This is a genomic window from Paenarthrobacter sp. 10L412, assembly GCF_056395565.1.
Map to the genome: position 1 here is coordinate 336783 of NZ_JBFTJT010000003.1, position 16503 is coordinate 353285.

Genomic DNA, 16503 nt, shown 5'->3' on the forward strand with positions numbered 1-16503 from the left:
CCGGGAAACCGCCTCCCCGGGGGAAAGATGCCCTACGCGGGTTTGCCCAAAAGGAATTCGAAAGGCGATTCAATGACAGCGCGGATCACTTGACCCGCCGCGCCCAGCAGCGTCCCGGAGTGCTCCAAACGGGAAACGGTGAGGCTTTCCGGCTCCAGCAGCCCCGGCGCGTACCTTTCCAAACTCGACAGCACTGACGGTTTCAGCCAATCGGCGAGGACGGCAAAGTGGCCCCCGAGCACCACGGCTTCGATGTCCATCAGACGCGCAGAAGAGGCGAGCGCGATGCCCAGGTACCGTCCGGCGTCCCGAACTGCACGCTTGGCATGCGGCTCATCGGCGGCCAAGGCGGCGAGCAGAAGTTCGGTTCGCCCGCCAAGGGACCCCTCCGGGATGCGGGCAGCTTCAAAAATAGCTTCCTGGCCAGCAAATGTTTCCAAGCAGCCAGCCCCTCCACAGGAACATGAAGGCCCTTCGGGATGCACCACGATGTGGCCCAGCTCGCCGGCCGAACCACCAGGTCCCGTGTAGAGCTCAGAACTGATGATGACCCCACCACCAACGCCGACTTCGCCGGAAACGTAGAGGAAGTCCGCGGGGCCGTCGCCGTACCAAAGCTCACCAAGGGCAGCACTGTTTGCCTCATTGGACAGCCTGACGCCGAGCGGCGCGCCTTCCAGCAACGCCTGCGGATTCAATTGCTCGTGCTCCCAGTGAAGGTTTGGGGCGGACAGGACGATATTGCGCTGCTCATCAACCAGGCCGGGAACCGCAAGTCCGCCACCGAGGATCGTGATGCCGGCAGAGGCGGCTGCGGCTTTCGCCTGGCTGGCCAGTTCACCCAGATGCTCCATAACGGCACCCGGCTTGAGCCCCCGGTTGCGGGACTCCACCGTGGAACTGAAGCGCAAGTTCCCGCCGAGGTCCACCAAGCCCACGGCCAGGTAGTCGACGTTGATTTCCATTCCAACAACGCCTCGGCGGGAGCTGAGCTCAAGGCCTTGACCTGGCCGCCCCCGCTCCCCATCGCGATACAGGCCTACCTCGGATACGAGGCCTGACTCCACGAGATCAGCCACCAAACTCGATACTGCCGCCTTGGTCAGCCCTGTTCCAGCAGCCACTTGCGCGCGGCTGGGCTTGGCATCGGCGTTGCGGGCGATCGAATCCAGGACAAGCGAAAGATTACGACGGCGGACGTCACCTACGCGCCCAGGGGCAGCTTGCTCATTCACTCTCGCAGCCTCCTCACGGGCTTGGAAGATTTTTGCTGGTTTCCATTGACCATGATCCATCATCCCCCATATAGTTCAGATTGAAAACTAATTGGAGTGCATTTTATTCACGGCCTCCCGCCGCCTTGCAAAGGAGCAACAATGACCCCGCAGCCAACCCCCCAGGACCGTTTCACGTTTGGCCTTTGGACCGTGGGATGGACAGGCGCCGATCCCTTCGGCGTTGCAACCCGGGCAGCCCTGGACCCGATCGAAGCCGTCCATAAGCTCAGTGAACTCGGCGCTTATGGCATCACTTTCCACGACAACGATCTTGTCCCCTTTGACGCCAGCGCCTCCGAGCGCGACCTCATCCTGAAGAACTTCAAGGGCGCATTGGCCGAAACGGGCCTCAAGGTTCCGATGGTTACCACCAACCTGTTCAGCCACCCCGTCTTCAAGGACGGCGGATTTACCTCCAACGACCGCTCCGTCCGACGCTTTGCCCTGAGCAAGATCCTGCGCAACATCGACCTCGCCGCTGAGCTCGGCGCGGAGACGTTCGTGATGTGGGGCGGCCGCGAAGGCAGCGAGTATGACGGCTCCAAGGATCTCTCGGCAGCCTTGGACCGGATGAAGGAAGGCGTAGACACCGCCGCCGGCTACATCAAGGAGAAGGGCTACGGCCTTCGGATTGCCTTGGAACCCAAGCCCAACGAGCCCCGCGGCGATATCTTCCTGCCGACTGTTGGCCACGGCCTTGCGTTCATCGCACAGCTGGAACACGGCGACATTGTGGGCCTCAACCCCGAGACCGGCCACGAGCAAATGGCAGGCCTGAACTTCACCCACGGTATTGCCCAAGCCCTCTGGGCCGGCAAGCTTTTCCACATCGACCTCAACGGCCAGCGTGGGATCAAGTACGACCAAGACCTCGTCTTCGGCCATGGCGACCTCACCAGCGCCTTCTTTACTGTGGACCTCCTGGAAAATGGCTTCCCCAACGGCGGACCCAAGTACGATGGCCCGCGCCACTTCGACTACAAGCCCTCCCGCACCGACGGCTACGACGGCGTGTGGGAATCGGCAAAGTCCAACATGTCCATGTACCTGCTCCTGAAGGAACGCGCCCTCGCTTTCCGCGCCGATCCGGAGGTCCAGGAAGCGTTGACCACCTCGGGCGTGTTCGAACTCGGCGAGCCCACCTTGAACGCCGGGGAAACCACTGCTGACCTGCTGGCTGACGCCAGCGCCTTCGAAACGTTCGACGCCGACAAGGCCGCCGAGCGCTCGTTCGCGTTCGTACGCCTCAACCAGCTGGCCATCGAGCACCTCCTGGGTGCGCGCTAAAGATCAGCCATTCGCAATTCCGTCGCCGGGGCCACACAGGGTTCCTTGTTTTTCCGGACTGCCAGTCCCGGCGACGGTCCGCAAAGGAACAGTCCGCAAAGGAACAAACGCATGCCTCTCGTAGCCGGGATCGACAGCTCCACCCAGTCCTGCAAAGTGGTCATCAGGGACTCAGACACAGGTGCCCTGGTGCGGCAGGGGCGCGCTTCACACCCTGAGGGCACCGAGGTCCATCCAGATCACTGGTGGGCTGCCCTCCAGGAAGCCATCAGCCAGGCCGGCGGCTTGGACGACGTCGATGCTGTCTCCGTGGGGGGCCAGCAGCATGGAATGGTGTGCCTGGACGAATCAGGAAACGTGGTCCGCCCAGCGCTGCTGTGGAACGACACGCGCTCCGCGCTGGACGCCGAAGAGTTGATCCTTGAAGCCGGCCAAGGCGACGCCGCGGCTGGAGCTGCGTATTGGGCAGCCAGCACGGGGACCGTGCCCGTGGCATCCCTCACGGCCACCAAACTTCGGTGGCTGGCTCGAAACGAGCCCGAAAATGCCCGGCGCACTTCTGCCGTTTGCCTTCCCCATGATTGGTTGTCGTGGCGGTTGGCCGGCCATGGGCCAGGCACAGGGCCGGCCTCTTTGGAGTTGCTCCGCACAGATCGGTCCGATGCTTCAGGCACAGGATACTTCTCCTCCAGAACGGGCGAATACTTTCCGGAAGTCTTGAAAGGCACCCTCGGCCATGTCCCGGTGCTGCCGGCCGTCGTCGGGCCTTTGGAAGCATCCGGCAAGACACCGGGCGGCGCCTTGATCGGGCCCGGTGCAGGCGATAACGCCGCAGCGGGTCTGGGCGTCAGCGCCGCCGTCGGGGATGTTGTTATTTCGATCGGCACGTCAGGCACCGTTTTCGCTGTATCGGCGGTCCCATCCCAGGACCCAAGTGGCCTGGTGGCAGGGTTCGCCGATGCCACAGGGAACTACCTGCCACTTGCCTGTACGCTCAACGCCACCCGGATCTTTGATGCCACCGCCGCATTGCTCGGGGTGGATTTGCCGGAGCTCGGCAAGCTTGCCCTGTCCGCCGCGGAAGGAGCCGGCGGCTTGACCCTGGTGCCGTACTTTGAAGGTGAACGGACGCCCAATCTTCCGGACGCCACGGGTTCCCTCCATGGGCTCACAGTTTCCAACTACACGCCAGCAAACCTGGCCAGGGCCGCCGTCGAAGGTGTGTTGTGCTCCCTGGCCGACGGCCTTGCTGCCCTGCAATCGCAAGGCGTGGCGGCCCGACGCATCATCCTGGTGGGCGGTGGCGCCCAGTCCGAGGCTGTGCAGCAGGTTGCCGCTGAGGTCTTCGGATTGCCGGTGTTCGTACCCGCTCCTGGCGAATACGTGGCAGACGGTGCCGCACGGCAGGCCGCCGGCGTCCTCACGGGAAAGCTGCCCGATTGGCCCCTTGAAGGAATCGAGGTTGCTGCGCCGAAGTCCTCGGGAACACCGGGGTTCCTGACGAGGTACCGCCATTACGCGGCCAGGGCAGCCATGGGCTGATCACCGCGCCCGTGCTCTATCGTGACAGGGTGAGCACTGAACAATCCGCACCAAGCAGGCCTCCTGTCATGGAGGACGTCGCCCGCGTTGCCGGCGTTTCCCACCAAACTGTGTCCCGTGTTCTGAACAACCACCCCAACGTGAGCCCAAAGACCCGCGAGCGCGTCGAACAGGCCATCACTGAACTTGGGTACCGCCGCAACACCGCTGCACGCAGCCTGGTGACCCGACGCTCCCAGACCATCGGCGTCCTGGGCAGCGAGTTGGCGCAGTACGGCCCGTCCCACACCCTCCTCGGAGTGCAGCAGGCGGCCAGGGAAGCGGGCTACTTTGTCAGTGTCGCCGGCCTGCGGGAAGTCACGCCGGAGACCATCAAGGACGCCATGGCGCACTTCATGGACCAAGGCGTAGACGGCATCGTCGTGACAGTGCCGCACCCTGGGACCTTTGAGGTCCTGAAGGACATCACCGCTCAAGTGCCGCTGGTGGCAGTGGGCTCTGTCGGCGACGAGCACCTCAGCGGCGCCACCGTGGACCAGCGCGGAGGAGCCCGGCTTGCCGTCCAGCATCTCCTTGAGCTGGGGCACAAGCATATTGGGCATCTTTCCGGGCCCGCTGATTGGATTGACGCAGTTGCCCGTACCGATGGTTGGCGGGACGCCCTGCGTGAGGCCGGCTTGGAACCAGCGGCCCTGATCGAAGGCGACTGGAGTGCTGAGTGCGGCTACCGCGAGGGCCTGAAAATTGCCGCGGAGCGTTCAATGACAGCCTTGTTCGTTGCCAACGACCAGATGGCTCTTGGGGTGCTCCGGGCCTTTCATGAAGCGGGCGTCCAGGTCCCTGCCGATATCAGTGTTGTGGGCTTCGACGACCAACCCGAAGCCGCTTACTTCATTCCGCCGCTGACCACCGTGGCCCAGGACTTTGAGGAGCTTGGCCAGCGCTGCATTGGCTTGCTGCTTGACCGTTTGGAGACGGGCACTACGGGTACGCCAGTGACCGTGAAGCCCCGGCTCGTTGTCCGAGCCACGACGGCGCCCCTCTCAAGCTAACCCAAGCAGGTGGCAGCAGAGCGCGTTCTGGACGTTCAAAACGCGCTGATCTGCGACCTGGTTGGGTCGGAGTGTCTGAAACGGTCCCACATGACGCCCGTCCTCTTGACATCAAAGTTGTGAGCGCTAACAATTGCATCAGACCTTCTTCACTTCTTCCACCCCGACCCCCGGCAATGAGGCCTTGGCCAGCCGGATGGAGACCCCATGAATACCACTGAAAACCTCCCGCTCGACGAGCAGTTTGTCATCGGCGTGGACTACGGCACTTTGTCTGGTCGCGCCGTCGTCGTGCGCGTTTCGGACGGTGCCGAACTCGGCAGCGGCGTGTTCGAATACCCGCACGCCGTTGTGTCCGACCGACTGCCCACAACTGGTCAGCGGCTGCCCGCCGACTGGGCGCTCCAAGTGCCCAACGACTACCGCGACGTCCTGCGCAACGCGGTACCGGCTGCCGTCGCCGATGCCGGAATCAACCCGGAACATGTGGTGGGCATCGCTACGGACTTCACCGCTTGCACCATGGTCCCGACGACGGCGGATGGCACTCCGCTGAACGAACTGGAACGCTTCGCGGACCGTCCTCACGCTTACATCAAGCTGTGGCGTCACCACGCCGCGCAGCCGCAGGCCGACCGCATTAACAAGCTCGCCGAGGAACGCGGGGAGGCATGGCTTCCCCGGTACGGGGGCCTGATCTCTTCAGAGTGGGAGTTCGCCAAGGGCTTGCAGCTGCTTGAGGAAGATCCCGACGTTTACAGCGCCATGGATCATTGGGTTGAGGCAGCCGACTGGATCGTCTGGCAGCTGTGCGGCAGCTACGTTCGAAATGCCTGCACCGCTGGCTACAAGGGCATCTACCAGGACGGCAAGTACCCGTCGGAGGATTTCCTCGCCGCCCTGAACCCCGACTTCAAGGGCTTCGTATCTGAAAAACTGGAGCACACCATCGGCCGCTTGGGCGACGCCGCGGGCTACCTCACAGAAGAGGCTGCGGCCTGGACCGGCTTGCCTGCGGGAATTGCCGTAGCGGTGGGCAATGTGGACGCCCACGTCAGCGCTCCCGCAGCCAACGCTGTTGAGCCGGGGCAACTCGTGGCCATCATGGGCACGTCCACCTGCCACGTCATGAACGGTGACGTCCTGCGTGAAGTCCCGGGCATGTGCGGCGTTGTGGACGGCGGCATCGTGGACGGATTGTGGGGCTATGAAGCCGGGCAGTCCGGAGTCGGCGATATCTTCGGCTGGTTCACCAAGAACGGCGTTCCCCCTCACTACCACCAAGCCGCCGCCGCCAAAGGCCTGGGCATCCACGAATACCTCACCGAACTCGCCCAGAAGCAGGCAATCGGCGAGCACGGCCTCATTGCCCTGGACTGGCACTCAGGCAACCGCTCAGTGCTGGTGGACCACGAACTCTCCGGCGTCATAGTGGGCCAAACCCTGGCCACAAAGCCCGAGGACACCTACCGCGCGCTGCTGGAGGCCACGGCCTTCGGCACCCGCACCATCGTGGACGCATTCCGTGATTCCGGAGTACCTGTCAAGGAGTTCATCGTGGCCGGCGGACTCTTGAAGAACAAGTTCCTGATGCAGGTCTACGCGGACGTCACTGGCCTCCAGCTGTCCACCATCGGCTCGGAGCAGGGACCCGCCCTGGGCTCGGCAATCCACGCCGCTGTGGCTGCCGGGAAGTACAAGGACATCCGCGAAGCGGCAGCATCCATGGCAGCTGCCCCGGGTGCCGTCTACACGCCGATCCCTGAAAACGTCAGGGCCTACGAGGCACTTTTCCAGGAATACCGCACCCTGCACGACTACTTCGGCCGCGGGACCAACAGCGTCATGCACCGCCTGAAGGCAATTCAGCGCGCTGCCCACACCGCCATCACAGAAGGGGTCAACGCATGAGCACGCTCTTGGAAACCATCGCGAAAGTCCGGCGCGAAGTCTGCGACCTCCACGCTGAGCTGACCCGCTACAAGCTGGTTGTCTGGACTGCGGGCAACGTCTCCGGACGGATCCCTGGCTACGACCTCATGGTCATCAAGCCCTCCGGTGTCTCCTATGACGAGCTGACGCCCGAGCAAATGGTGGTCACGGACCTCTACGGGACTCCCGTCAGGGGCATCAACATCGGAAGCGGCGGAACCATTGACTGGGGTAACCCGGACCTCTCGCCGTCCTCTGACACTGCAGCGCATGCCTACGTCTACCGGCACATGCCCGAGGTTGGCGGCGTGGTGCATACCCACTCCACCTATGCCACGGCCTGGGCAGCCCGCGGCGAGGAGATCCCCTGCGTACTGACGATGATGGGCGACGAATTCGGCGGCCCGATCCCGGTAGGCCCGTTCGCACTGATCGGAGACGATTCGATCGGACAGGGAATCGTGGAGACCCTCAAGAACTCCCACTCCCCCGCCGTGCTCATGCAGAACCACGGACCTTTCACCATCGGCAAGGACGCAAGGTCCGCGGTCAAGGCAGCCGTGATGTGCGAGGAAGTGGCAAAGACGGTGCACGTCTCCCGGCAACTCGGCGAACCCCTACCCATTGACCAGGCCAAGATCGACTCGCTCTACAACCGCTACCAAAACGTCTACGGCCGCTAAAGCGGACGTCCAACATACTTTCAGGAGCTATCAAAATGCCCAGCGCCAACACCACGTCCCTTGATCAGTATGAGGTCTGGTTCCTCACCGGCAGCCAGCACCTCTACGGCGAAGATGTCCTCAAGCAGGTCGCCTCGCAATCGCAGGAGATTGCCAACGCCCTCAACGATTCCTCGGACGTGCCGGTCAAACTCGTGTGGAAGCCGGTCCTTACGGATTCAGACGCCATCCGCCGCACCGCGCTGGAAGCAAACTCAAACGACTCCGTGATCGGCGTAACCGCCTGGATGCACACGTTCAGCCCGGCCAAGATGTGGATCCAGGGCCTGGACGCCTTGCGCAAGCCGCTCCTGCACCTGCACACCCAGGCCAACCGTGACCTGCCGTGGGCGGATATCGATTTCGACTTCATGAACCTGAACCAGGCAGCCCACGGCGACCGCGAATTCGGGTATATCCAGTCGCGCCTCGGCGTGCCGCGGAAGACCGTCGTCGGGCATGTCAGCAATCCTGAGATTGCCCGCCAGGTGGGCGCTTGGCAGCGCGCCTCGGCCGGTTGGGCCGCCGTGCGGACGCTGAAGCTGACCCGTTTCGGTGACAACATGCGCAACGTCGCCGTCACCGAAGGCGACAAGACCGAAGCCGAGCTGCGCTTCGGCGTCTCGGTCAACACGTGGTCCGTCAACGAGCTTGCCGACGCCGTGCACGGCGCTGCGGAGTCCGACGTCGACGCCCTGGTTGCCGAATATGAGCGCCTTTACGAGGTGGTTCCGGAACTGCAAAAAGACGGTGCGCGCCATGAGTCGCTGCGCTACAGCGCGAGGATCGAACTCGGTCTCCGCAGCTTCCTGGAAGCGAACGGCTCAGCCGCGTTTACGACGTCGTTCGAGGACCTGGGCGAACTCCGCCAGCTCCCCGGCATGGCAGTCCAGCGGCTCATGGCTGACGGCTACGGCTTTGGCGCCGAGGGCGACTGGAAGACCGCCATCCTGGTCCGCGCCGCCAAGGTCATGGGCGCGGGGCTGCCCGGCGGCGCCTCGCTCATGGAGGACTACACGTACCACCTTGAGCCCGGCTCGGAGAAGATCCTGGGCGCCCACATGCTGGAGGTTTGCCCGTCCCTGACCGCAAAGAAGCCGCGTGTGGAGATCCACCCGCTCGGTATTGGCGGCAAGGAAGACCCCGTACGCATGGTGTTCGATACGGACGCCGGCCCCGGCATTGTGGTCGCATTGTCCGATATGCGGGATCGATTCCGCTTGGTAGCGAACGTTGTGGACGTCGTCGATCTCGACCAGCCTCTGCCCAACCTCCCCGTGGCCCGCGCACTCTGGGAGCCCAAGCCCAACTTCGCTACGTCGGCCGCAGCCTGGCTCATTGCCGGCGCTGCCCACCACACGGTACTGTCCACGCAGGTGGGCCTGGAGGTGTTCGAGGACTTCGCAGAAATCGCCAAGACTGAACTCCTGACCATCGACGAGGACACCACCATCAAACAGTTCAAGAAGGAACTGAACTGGAACGCCGCCTACTACAAGCTGGCCGGCGGCCTGTGAGCACCGAATTCACGCTGCAGTCCGGCGGCTACCGGGCTGTCATCACAGCCCGGGCCGCGGCGCTGCGTGTCTTGCAGTTCCAGGGCCGCGACCTCGTGGTTCCTTTTGCGGCCAGCGAACCAATCCCGGATTACCGGGGAATCATCGCGGCGCCGTGGCCCAACCGGATTGCCGACGGTGCCTATCGTTTCAATGGCAAGGTGCATCACTTGCCCGTCAACGAACCGGACCGGGGCACATCCTTGCACGGCCTCGCCTTCCCGCTGGATTGGGTCCTGAAAGAGTCCGACGCCGGTTCACTCACGTTGACCTGCACGGTTGGGCCCACGCCGGGATATCCGTTCGTGCTGGAGCTCTCGGCTCGGTACATGTTGGACGACGCCGGGCTGCACACGCGGGTAACTGCCCGCAACGCAGGCGACGCTCCAGCACCGTACGGCGTGTGCCCGCACCCTTATCTTGTGGCCGGGTCTTCGCCTCTGGATCAGTGGGTCCTCGATTTTGCTGCGGATAGCTTCCTTGAGGTAACCCCTGACAGGCTGCTGCCCGTGGGTGTTGTGGGAGTTGAGGGCCACGCTTTCGATTTCCGGACCCCGCGCGCCATCGGCACCACTGAGATCGACCATGCGTTCACAGGAATAGCGTTCGACGACGGGCTGGCGCGGCTTTCGCTGCGCGACCCGGCGGGCACCGGCGTCGGGATGTCCTGGGACGAAAGCTGCGCGTGGCTGCAAATCCATACGGCAGACAAGCCGGCACCCCTTCCAAACCGGTTGGGCTTGGCCGTAGAGCCGATGACCTGCCCGCCCGACTCGTTCAACAGCGGTGCGGACCTGATCCGGTTGGAACCCGGTGTCCGGCACACTGCAGCGTGGAGCATCTACGCCCTCTAGTTACCCAACTGGGTCGCAGTAGTGCGCGTTTTGARCGYTCAAAACGGCCCAAGGCCTCCGTGGGCTGACGGATGGAGGACAAGGGCACCACGGCGGAGACGGCGAAATCGATGTCGTCGTAGCCGATGAGGGCAATGTCCTCGGGGATTTTCACGGTCCGGAGCATGGTCAGCGACTGCATGACGCCGAGCGCCAGGAGGTCGTTGGAACAGAACACGGCTTCCGGCCTTTCGGCTGGCTCCCGCTCCACCAGAGCGTTGCCCACTTGGCGCCCCGCAAGGACGGTCTGCCCTGCGGAATCCAGGACCTCGATGGTTGCCCCTGCTACTTCCGAGACGGCCCGCTGTGCGCCGTTGAGTCGGTTGGCTACCTGGCGAATTGATGGGGTACCAACAAAAGCCAGACGACGGCGGCCCGTGTCCAGCAGGTGCTTGGCGGCCAGATACCCGCCTTCTTCGTCATCCACGGAGACTGAACTGCACCGGTCGGTGTCGGCGAGTTGGTCCACCAGGACAGTTGGCACACCACGTTCGCGCAGCGTATCTATCCGATCTCCAACGTCCCCTACAGGCGAGATCAGCAGGCCTTGGACACGCTGTTCCTGGAACAGGTCCATGTAATGCGCTTCCCGGGAAGCGTCCTGGCCGCTGTCCCCTACCAAAACCACGCTACCGAGGGCTGTGGCTGCATCTTCCGCGGCACGGGCAACCGAGGAGAAGAACGGGTTGCCCACATCCAGCACAATCAGTCCGATGGTCCGGCTCTGCCCTGCCCTGAGTTGGCGAGCGGCGTCGTTGCGGACGAAACCGAGTTCGGCGATGGATTTGAGGACGCGCTCCTTGGTCCTTTGCGATACGCGGTCCGGATAATTCAGCACGTTGGAAACAGTTCCCACGGCTACTTGTGCGTGGGTGGCAACGTCTTTGATGCTCGCTGTCTGGGACATGCTTTCCAATCTCCGCTGGTTGTCATCGATTTGCAGGAAACGCCTTGACACCCTCCTTCTTGCGAGGGTAATTTGAATCGTAACAAATGAAACGATTCAAAGACGAGTGACCTGGAGAACCGCACATGAGGGTCTGTTTCCGCTCTTCCGTCCAGTCGGAGCTGATGGACGAATACAAGCGCCGGCATGCAGCCGTTTGGCCGGAAATGCTGCGCGCCCTCAAGGACGCGGGATGGGACAACTACTCCCTTTTCCTGGCTCCCGACGGCCAGTTGATCGGATACCTGGAATGCGATGACTACCAAGCCGCCCAAGCCCGCATGGCCATAACGGACGTCAACGCCCGCTGGCAGGCCGAGATGGCAACCCTGTTCTCGAACAGCGACCTCCCTCCGGACCAGGGATTCGAAATCGTCGAAGAAGTTTTCAATCTTGAGGATCAACTGGCCAAGGCCAGCACCGTCGCAACCCAGCAGAAGGAACAAGCATGAACACCACAGAGTCGGCCGCCACAGAGTCGGCACTTGGCCGCTTGGGAGAACTGGCCATTGAAGTGCCATCCTGGGCCTACGGAAATTCGGGCACCCGCTTCAAGGTCTTCGGCACCCCGGGTACGCCGCGCACCGTCCAGGAAAAGATCGCGGACGCCGCCAAGGTCCACGAGCTGACGGGCCTGGCCCCCACCGTTGCCCTGCACATTCCGTGGGACAAAGTTGATGACTACTCTGCGCTGCGCGAATACGCTGCAGGCTTGGGCGTTGGACTGGGCACCATCAACTCCAACACGTTCCAGGACGACGAGTACAAATTCGGTTCCCTGACGTCCTCCAACGAGACTGTGCGCCGCCGGGCGATCGATCACCACCTTGAGTGCATCCAGATCATGGATGCCACCGGATCAAAGGACCTGAAGATCTGGTTGGCCGATGGCACCAACTACCCCGGCCAGGACGATATGCGGGGCCGTCAGGATCGCCTCGCGGAATCCCTCCAGGAGATCTACGCAGCCCTCGGCGACGAGCACCGACTGGTCCTGGAATACAAGTTCTTCGAGCCGGCTTTCTACCACACCGACGTTCCGGACTGGGGTACTTCCTACGCCCAGACCCTTGCCCTCGGCGATAAGGCCTTCGTCTGCCTGGACACCGGCCACCACGCTCCCGGGACCAACATCGAGTTCATCGTGATGCAGCTCCTGCGCCTGGGCAAGCTGGGATCCTTCGACTTCAACTCCCGCTTCTACGCCGACGACGATCTCATTGTGGGCGCGGCCGATCCGTTCCAGCTGTTCCGCATCATGTACGAGGTGATCCGCGGCGGCGGCTTCGGGAAGGATTCGGGCGTTGCCCTGATGCTGGACCAATGCCACAACCTGGAAGAGAAGATCCCGGGCCAGATCCGCTCGGTCCTGAACGTCCAGGAAATGACGGCCCGCGCATTGCTCGTGGATACCGCAGCATTGTCCGAGGCCCAGCGTGCCGGGGATGTCCTGGCCGCCAATGGCATCTTCAACGATGCCTTCTACACGGACGTCCGCCCGGTCCTGGCCGAGTGGCGTGAATCCCGCGGCCTGCCCGCCGACCCGATCGCTGCCTACAAGGCCAGCGGCTACCAGAAGAAGATCAACGAGGACCGCGCAGGCGGCCAGCAAGCCGGATGGGGCGCATAAAGCATGAACGTGCAAGACACCAACAAGACTGTTGAAGACCTGATTTCCCGCTCCAACCGCCTCGGCGCCGACAAGCGGAACACCAACTTCGCCGGCGGCAACACTTCCGCCAAGGGGATCGAGAAGGACCCGGTTACCGGCCAGGACGTCGAGCTCCTCTGGGTCAAGGGCTCCGGCGGTGACCTCGGCACGCTGAAGGCGGAGAACCTCGCTGTACTTCGGCTGGACCGGCTGCAGGCACTGAAGTCCGTTTACCCCGGCGTCGAGCGTGAAGACGAAATGGTGGCCGCCTTCGATTACTGCCTCCACGGCACGGGCGGCGCTGCGCCGTCGATCGATACTGCCATGCACGGCCTGGTGGACGCGGCGCATGTTGACCACCTGCACCCCGATTCGGGCATCGCGATTGCGACGGCGGTGGACGGCGAAGCGCTGACCTCAAAGGTATTCGGTGAGAAAGTTGTGTGGGTTCCGTGGCGTCGCCCCGGTTTCCAGCTCGGCTTGGACATCGCCGCGATCAAGGAAGCCAACCCGCAGGCGATCGGCACCATCCTCGGCGGTCACGGCATCACCGCCTGGGGCGCCACAAGCGAAGAGGCTGAGGCCAACTCGCTGTGGATCATCGATCAGGCAGAGAAGTTCATCGCGGAAAACGGCAAAGCCGAGCCCTTCGGCGCCAAGCTCCCCGGCTACAGCGCCCTCCCCGAAGCTGAGCGCAAAGCCAAGGCAGCCGCCCTCGCCCCGGTGATCCGCGGCCTGGCCTCCACGGACAAGCCGCAACTGGGGCACTTCAGTGATGACGCCGTCGTGCTTGAATTCCTTGCCTCGGAAGAGCACCCGCGCCTCGGCGCGCTGGGCACCTCCTGCCCGGACCATTTCCTGCGCACCAAGGTCAAGCCGCTGGTCCTGGACCTGCCCGCCGATGCCTCGATCGAGGACTCCGTCAACCGCTTGAAAGACCTGCACGCGGACTACCGCGAGGACTACCAGGCGTACTACGACCGCCACGCCGACGAGAACAGCCCCGCCCTCCGCGGCGCGGACCCGGCCATCGTGCTGGTCCCCGGCGTGGGCATGTTCTCCTTTGGCAAGGACAAACAAACCGCCCGCGTGGCTGGCGAGTTCTACATCAACGCCATGAATGTGATGCGCGGCGCCGAGGCGATCTCCACCTACGCCCCGATCGAGGAATCCGAGAAGTTCCGCATCGAGTACTGGGCGCTGGAAGAAGCCAAGCTCGCCCGCATGCCCAAGCCCAAGTCCCACGCCACCCGCATCGCGCTGGTGACCGGTGCGGCGTCGGGCATCGGCAAGGCGATCGCCACCCGCTTGGCGTCCGACGGCGCGTGCGTAGTGATTGCCGACCTGAACCTTGAGAACGCCCAGGCCGTGGCCGCGGAACTGGGCGGACCCGACGTCGCGATCGGCGTCCAGGCTGACGTGACCGACGAAGCCCAGATCGCGGGAGCGATCCAGGAAGCCGTGCTCGCGTTCGGCGGCCTGGACCTGGTGGTCAACAACGCTGGCCTCTCCATCTCCAAGCCGCTGCTGGAAACCACGGAGAAGGACTGGGACCTGCAGCACAACGTCATGGCCAAGGGCTCGTTCCTGGTGTCCAAGGCCGCGGCCAAGGTCATGATCGAGCAGGGCATGGGCGGGGACATCATCTACATCTCCTCCAAGAACTCCGTGTTCGCCGGCCCGAACAACATCGCCTACTCCGCCACCAAGGCCGACCAAGCCCATCAGGTCCGCCTGCTCGCTGCTGAACTTGGCGAGTACGGCGTGCGCGTCAACGGCATCAACCCCGACGGCGTGGTCCGCGGTTCCGGCATTTTCGCCGGCGGCTGGGGCGCCAAGCGTGCCGCGGTTTACGGCGTGGACGAGCAGGAACTGGGCAAGTACTACGCCCAGCGCACGCTGCTGAAGCGAGAGGTGCTGCCGGAACACGTTGCCAACGCAGTCTCCGTGCTCACCAGCAACGAACTGTCCCACACCACCGGCCTGCACATCCCCGTGGACGCGGGCGTGGCTGCTGCCTTCCTGCGCTAGGACTGCCAGATGAGCAACGGAACGCCCGCGAACAGCAAAGCAGTCTTTGCGGCAGTGGATATTGGCGCCTCTTCCGGTCGCGTCATGCTGGGCCGGGTGTCTCCCACAGCAGGGGTCTCGCTTGAGACGATCCACCGCTTTGCCAATGGTGTTGTGGAGCTCGACGGCGGCCTCCGCTGGAACTTCGACGCCCTGTTCGCTGAGGTGCTCAAGGGCCTGTCCGCCGCCGCTGCCGTTGCGCATGGGAATGGCGAGCGCATCTTCAGCATCGGCATCGACACCTGGGCTGTGGACTACGGCCTGGTGAACGACGCCGGGAAACTCACCGCGCAGCCGTACAGCTACCGGGACGAGCGCAGCCGCGCGACGGTGGGACGCGTGCACTCCGCGATCTCCCCGGAGAAGTTGTATGCCACAACGGGCTTGCAATACCTGCAGTTCAACACGCTGTACCAGCTGGCGGCGGAACCAAAACTGAATGGTTTGCAGGCTCTCCTCATCCCGGACCTGATCGCCTTCCTGCTCACGGGAGAGCGCCGGACGGAGGCTACAAACGCCTCCACCACAGGGCTCTTTGATGCTGTGGCGGGAGAGTTGGCCACCCAGTTCCTGGACGCACTGGGCCTGCCCGGTGACATCTTCCCTCGGCTCATTCAGCCGGGCGAAACCGTGGGCACCCTCCTGCCGGGCATCCTCGAACAAACGGGATTGCCGGCGGACACCGGGGTGGTTGCGGTTGGATCCCACGACACCGCTTCGGCTGTGGCGGCTGTCCCCGGTGAAGTGCCGGACTTCGCCTACATTTCCTCGGGAACGTGGTCCTTGGTGGGCATTGAGTTGGATAGCCCAGTACTGAGCGAGGCAAGCCGCAAGGCCAACTTCACCAACGAACGCGGTGTGGACGGAACCGTCCGGTACCTGCGGAATGTGGGCGGGCTCTGGCTTCTCAGCGAGTGCCAGCGTGCTTGGGCGGCACAAGGGTTCAGCCAATCGTTGACCTCGCTGCTGGACGCGGCCGCCGCTCTCCCCGCCGGCGGTCCACGAATCAACGCCGATGACCCTGCCTTCACGGCCCCGGACAACATGCCGGATCGCATCCGCGCAGCCGTGCGGAACACAGGTGCCGTGCTCGCGGACCGGCCTGCCGCCGTCGTGCGTTGCATCATGGACAGCCTCGCTGCCGGTTACGCCCGCACGCTGGCGGACGCTGAACGGCTCGCGGGCCGGAGCGTGGACGTGGTTCACATTGTGGGCGGTGGTTCGCAGAACCGGCTCCTGTGCCAACTCACGGCGGACGCTGCGGGCAAACCGGTTATCGCAGGACCCGTTGAGGCGACTGCCCTGGGCAACGTCCTGGTTCAGGCGCGCGCTGCGGGTGTGGTGGAAGGTGGGCTTCATGAACTGCGCGCCCTGGTAGCCGCTGGGACGGACCTCGAACGCTACGAGCCGGCCCAGAGGGTCAGTGCCGTACCTTCCTGACCTGTTGTGAACTGATGGCAGCCTCGAAACAACCGAAATCGGATGTTTCGGGGCTGCTTCCTTCTCAAAGAGAGGGTCAGGAAGCAGCAGGCCGCCGAACGTCTGGTACGTCACAGCGCCGGATGAGGGTGCCGC

13 protein-coding genes are annotated in these 16503 nt (G+C 63.7%); 11 read left to right on the forward strand and 2 right to left on the reverse strand.

What is annotated here, in order from left to right; all coding sequences use genetic code 11:
* Positions 1-32: 32 nt before the first annotated feature.
* A complete protein-coding gene (locus AC1DD7_RS04915) occupies positions 33-1295 on the reverse strand; it encodes an ROK family transcriptional regulator (RefSeq protein ID WP_477514087.1) in 1263 nt (420 codons plus the stop codon).
* A gap of 81 nt (positions 1296-1376) precedes the next feature.
* Here AC1DD7_RS04915 and xylA point away from each other — a divergent pair, with 81 nt between their 5' ends.
* From xylA to AC1DD7_RS04950, 7 genes are all read left to right on the forward strand, one after another.
* On the forward strand, positions 1377-2564 hold the full coding sequence (xylA, locus tag AC1DD7_RS04920) for a xylose isomerase (protein ID WP_477514042.1): 1188 nt from the start codon (positions 1377-1379) through the stop codon (positions 2562-2564).
* A gap of 111 nt (positions 2565-2675) precedes the next feature.
* Complete coding sequence (gene xylB, locus AC1DD7_RS04925; RefSeq protein WP_477514043.1) at positions 2676-4106, forward strand: xylulokinase; 1431 nt, start codon at positions 2676-2678, stop codon at positions 4104-4106.
* 68 nt (positions 4107-4174) lie between these two features.
* Positions 4175-5158, forward strand: coding sequence for a LacI family DNA-binding transcriptional regulator (locus AC1DD7_RS04930; protein ID WP_477514088.1), 984 nt, complete (start codon positions 4175-4177; stop codon positions 5156-5158).
* Positions 5159-5365: 207 nt separating this feature from the next.
* Complete coding sequence (araB, locus tag AC1DD7_RS04935; protein ID WP_477514044.1) at positions 5366-7069, forward strand: ribulokinase; 1704 nt, start codon at positions 5366-5368, stop codon at positions 7067-7069.
* Positions 7066-7773: an L-ribulose-5-phosphate 4-epimerase gene (locus tag AC1DD7_RS04940; protein WP_477514045.1), complete on the forward strand. Its 708-nt coding sequence runs from the start codon at positions 7066-7068 to the stop codon at positions 7771-7773. Before araB ends, AC1DD7_RS04940 begins: the two co-directional genes overlap by 4 nt.
* Positions 7774-7808: 35 nt before the next feature.
* Positions 7809-9329 (forward strand): L-arabinose isomerase, encoded by a 1521-nt coding sequence (gene araA / locus AC1DD7_RS04945; RefSeq protein ID WP_477514046.1) that lies wholly within the window; start codon positions 7809-7811, stop codon positions 9327-9329.
* Positions 9326-10222 (forward strand): aldose 1-epimerase family protein, encoded by an 897-nt coding sequence (locus tag AC1DD7_RS04950; protein WP_477514047.1) that lies wholly within the window; start codon positions 9326-9328, stop codon positions 10220-10222. Before araA ends, AC1DD7_RS04950 begins: the two co-directional genes overlap by 4 nt.
* On the opposite strand, the gene AC1DD7_RS04955 is transcribed toward AC1DD7_RS04950, so the two are convergent.
* Positions 10146-11168 carry a LacI family DNA-binding transcriptional regulator gene (locus tag AC1DD7_RS04955; protein ID WP_477514048.1) on the reverse strand — a complete coding sequence of 341 codons (1023 nt, stop codon included), beginning with the start codon at positions 11166-11168 and terminating at the stop codon, positions 10146-10148. The two genes, AC1DD7_RS04950 and AC1DD7_RS04955, sit on opposite strands and share 77 nt — an antisense overlap.
* 125 nt (positions 11169-11293) lie before the next feature.
* Between AC1DD7_RS04955 and AC1DD7_RS04960 the strand changes: the two genes are divergently transcribed.
* The 4 genes from AC1DD7_RS04960 to AC1DD7_RS04975 are packed head-to-tail and all read left to right on the forward strand — an operon-like array spanning position 11294 to position 16368.
* Positions 11294-11659: an L-rhamnose mutarotase gene (locus tag AC1DD7_RS04960; RefSeq protein ID WP_477514049.1), complete on the forward strand. Its 366-nt coding sequence runs from the start codon at positions 11294-11296 to the stop codon at positions 11657-11659.
* Positions 11656-12837: an L-rhamnose isomerase gene (rhaI, locus tag AC1DD7_RS04965; protein WP_477514050.1), complete on the forward strand. Its 1182-nt coding sequence runs from the start codon at positions 11656-11658 to the stop codon at positions 12835-12837. The genes AC1DD7_RS04960 and rhaI overlap by 4 nt, the downstream gene beginning before the upstream one ends.
* Positions 12838-12840: 3 nt before the next feature.
* Positions 12841-14889 (forward strand): bifunctional aldolase/short-chain dehydrogenase, encoded by a 2049-nt coding sequence (locus tag AC1DD7_RS04970; protein ID WP_477514051.1) that lies wholly within the window; start codon positions 12841-12843, stop codon positions 14887-14889.
* A gap of 9 nt (positions 14890-14898) precedes the next feature.
* A complete protein-coding gene (locus tag AC1DD7_RS04975; protein WP_477514052.1) occupies positions 14899-16368 on the forward strand; it encodes a rhamnulokinase in 1470 nt (489 codons plus the stop codon).
* The last annotated feature ends 135 nt before the right edge of the window (positions 16369-16503 follow it).